General features: G+C 37.5%; 5 protein-coding genes. 4 read left to right on the top strand and 1 reads right to left on the bottom strand.

What is annotated here, in order from left to right; genetic code table 11:
• On the top strand, positions 1–483 hold a 483-nt coding region (locus H5072_RS16195), incomplete at its 5' end, for a hypothetical protein (protein ID WP_220488666.1).
• Positions 484–760: 277 nt separating this feature from the next.
• Here the strand turns inward: H5072_RS16195 and H5072_RS16190 are convergent.
• Positions 761–922 carry a hypothetical protein gene (locus H5072_RS16190; protein ID WP_182694108.1) on the bottom strand — a complete coding sequence of 54 codons (162 nt, stop codon included), beginning with the start codon at positions 920–922 and terminating at the stop codon, positions 761–763.
• Between the two features lie 124 nt (positions 923–1,046).
• Between H5072_RS16190 and H5072_RS16185 the strand changes: the two genes are divergently transcribed.
• From H5072_RS16185 to H5072_RS16175, 3 genes are all read left to right on the top strand, one after another.
• Entirely contained in the window at positions 1,047–1,310 is a 264-nt protein-coding gene (locus H5072_RS16185; RefSeq protein ID WP_182694107.1) for a hypothetical protein, read from the top strand.
• 95 nt (positions 1,311–1,405) lie between these two features.
• Positions 1,406–1,918 carry a hypothetical protein gene (locus H5072_RS16180; RefSeq protein WP_182694106.1) on the top strand — a complete coding sequence of 171 codons (513 nt, stop codon included), beginning with the start codon at positions 1,406–1,408 and terminating at the stop codon, positions 1,916–1,918.
• Between the two features lie 212 nt (positions 1,919–2,130).
• Positions 2,131–2,752: transposase (locus H5072_RS16175; RefSeq protein ID WP_182694105.1), on the top strand; the 622-nt coding region annotated here is incomplete at its 3' end.

Raw genomic sequence — 2,752 nt, 5'->3', positions numbered from 1 at the left:
GACTCACTTCGTTCGGATTATAGCCCACGTGCTAGCGCCCCAAAGCTTAGTGTTATGCATTTAGAAGGTGGTTTAATGGTTCGTGCTCTTAAAATTTTAATCTTTGGACTATTTAGTGGACCAATTCTAGCGGAGTTAATCGGCTTCATATCCCCTTTTGTTATGTTACGCGATGAAGAATTAGGATATCAGTTCCAAGACTCAGCTTATTACATCGGAGCATTTTCGAGTGTGTTTTTTTCAATAGCATTGCTGTTCGCTGCTTTTAATACGTCAAAGGTTTCCTATAAAATTGGAAGCTCTGTCATAGCTTTACTTTACATAATGTCCTCGTATTATGTTTTTCTCGACAGTGAGAGCCTAATGGAAACGATAATCTATGACTTAAATTATTTGTGTGGCGTGGCGAGTTTAACTTTAGGGGCCTTTATCGCCTTACACTGTTTTAAAAACACAACTCACTCTGTATATAAGCATGCATAACAACTCAATAAACTCACTCACTTCGTTCGCTGGGACGCATACACGCAGAGCGGCTTCGCCATTATGCCCTACGTGCCTGCGCCCGTTATTGAAAAGTTATATGCCGTACGAGAACGCGAGTGACTGATTTTGCAATAATAATTGCTCCAAACACTATTCTAGTTTGTCTCTACCTTTTCGTAGATGGCTTTAAAGAGAGGCCTATTTATTTTGTTGTAGCTTGGTTTGTAGTTTTGTTTTTGTGTTTTGCTACAGGGCTCTTGCTTTGGGACCAGACTCAAGAAATATCATTTATTGGGTCAGGCATAATAGTTAGTTCGAGTGTTTGGCTTAGTGGGTTACTCATGGCATCGACAGCAAAAACAAGAAGATTTGGGCTATCTGTAATACCCTTAACTATTGGTGCCTCATTGTTGTCGTTGTTTGGATGTTTTTTCATGTTAATACTGATGGGACAGGTATGGGGTTTGTAAGCGTCATATAACAAAACAATTAAGACGGATTTTGCGCAAGAGCGGCACAAAACCGCTTATTGTAAGTGTTATACATAGCAAGGATTTAGCTTGGTAAATATTGAAAATACATCAACAATAATCGCAACAATAGTGCTATTAATTTTGTTTATGTTCTTTGGTGTAAATCTGGCTATGGTTGCTTTAGAAAGAAAAGTATCTTTATCTAGTCTTAAACTTCTACTTACTGGCGCAGCGGAAATGCTTCGGAAAAAAGATAACCCTAATAGCTACAGGCAAGCAAGAGTTTACCTGTCTGGTAGTCTTTTATCTCTTTTTGCATTAATGGCATTTTTGGAGTTCGGCTATGCATAACAAAAACATCATGGTGGGAATTTTACTCGCTGAAAAAGCGCTCCTAAAATCCCCATATGTTAAGCGTTAGGATATTAAATTACAGGGAGAGTCTTTTGTTAGAGCCGTTAAAAAAAACTAAAGAGCAAGTAGAAAAAGTTAGCGAAATTTATAGCCAAATAGAAGATAAAAATAGAAAGGTTTTTGCTCAGCAAGTTGCAGATTTGAAAAAAATCAATTTATCTAAAATAGAAAAAGAAATACTTACGTATTTTTGGCACTCAATTGACCAAGAACCTATAGATAAAGTTAAATATGATGCATTAGAGTATTGCATGAGACTTAAAGAAGAGAATTCTAGTTACTCAGGTATCCAGTTTAGATTGCAAGAGGGGTTGTTATCTTTGAAGATCAACGACCTAATTGAAAATTATGACTCAAATACAAGCCATACCAATGAAGCCGTTACTTTAACTAAGTCAGGGATAAAAATGGTTACTTCAATCAATCCTAAATATAGTCAATTTCACCTAGCTTATAGAGACTTTATTAAAAATAAAATTGTTGTAGGCGTAACTATCGTTTCTTTCATATCAGGTGTTGCAGGGTTAATTCAACTCATATCCTAACAAGTCATTTCAGCAGGACAAAAAACAGTTGGTTTTTGCTCCTGCGTCGCTTATTTTAACCAACTATTTTATTGCCTCTGAATGAGGCGTTGAGGCTGTAGAATTACTCTTTTTAGGAACGTATCCTACTATTTTCAATTGATTGCTTTTTAACCTTGAATCCATTCATTCGCTGTGATCTAATAGATATTATTCACCCACGGTAAACTGTTATGGCTAACTACAAGCCTGACTTATCCTGTCAAAATAAATTCATTCCTATCAATTTCGCTGAGCAAATTCTGCCTGGCACTTTTGAGTATGCCCTTTGTTATATTGTCGAAAATAAACTCGATTTATCGGGGTTTGACGCGTGGTACAACAATGACAAAACGGGCGCTGCTGCGTATCCGCCTTCGGTAATGCTAAAGATTATTTTACTGGGCTATGCACATGGTTTTATCAGTAGCCGTCGGATTGCAAAGGCTTGCGAGCATAATATTTTATTTATGAGTGTGTCGGGTGATATCCAGCCGCATTACACATCTATAGCGGGTTTTGTGGCTAAAATGCATGAACAGATTGAGCCACTTTTCACGCAAGTGCTGATGATATGTGATGAGGAAAACTTGATAGGCCGCAACATGTTTGCCATTGATGGGTGTAAATTAAAGTCCAATGCGAGTAAAGAGTGGAGCGGCACATTCGATGAGTTAAGCCGCAAAAAAGCAAAACTAGAACGCGCAAGCAAACGTATTATTGAACGCCACCAATCACAAGATGGGCTGGGCGAAGAATTGATAACTCAGGATTTAAAACAAAAAGAAAAGCTAGATAAAAGTGCAGGTAAAATTA

The organism is Pseudoalteromonas sp. SR45-5 (assembly GCF_014163565.1).
Taxonomy (GTDB): Bacteria; Pseudomonadota; Gammaproteobacteria; order Enterobacterales; family Alteromonadaceae; genus Pseudoalteromonas; species Pseudoalteromonas distincta.
Note: the sequence above shows the minus strand (reverse complement) of the source record. Positions and strands in the feature narration are given on the sequence as shown.

Bases quoted from the DNA above. Each gene is read 5' to 3' on its own strand.
- H5072_RS16190 (WP_182694108.1), bottom strand. From the start codon at position 922: ATGAAAAAACATCCAAACAACGACAACAATGAGGCACCAATAGTTAAG.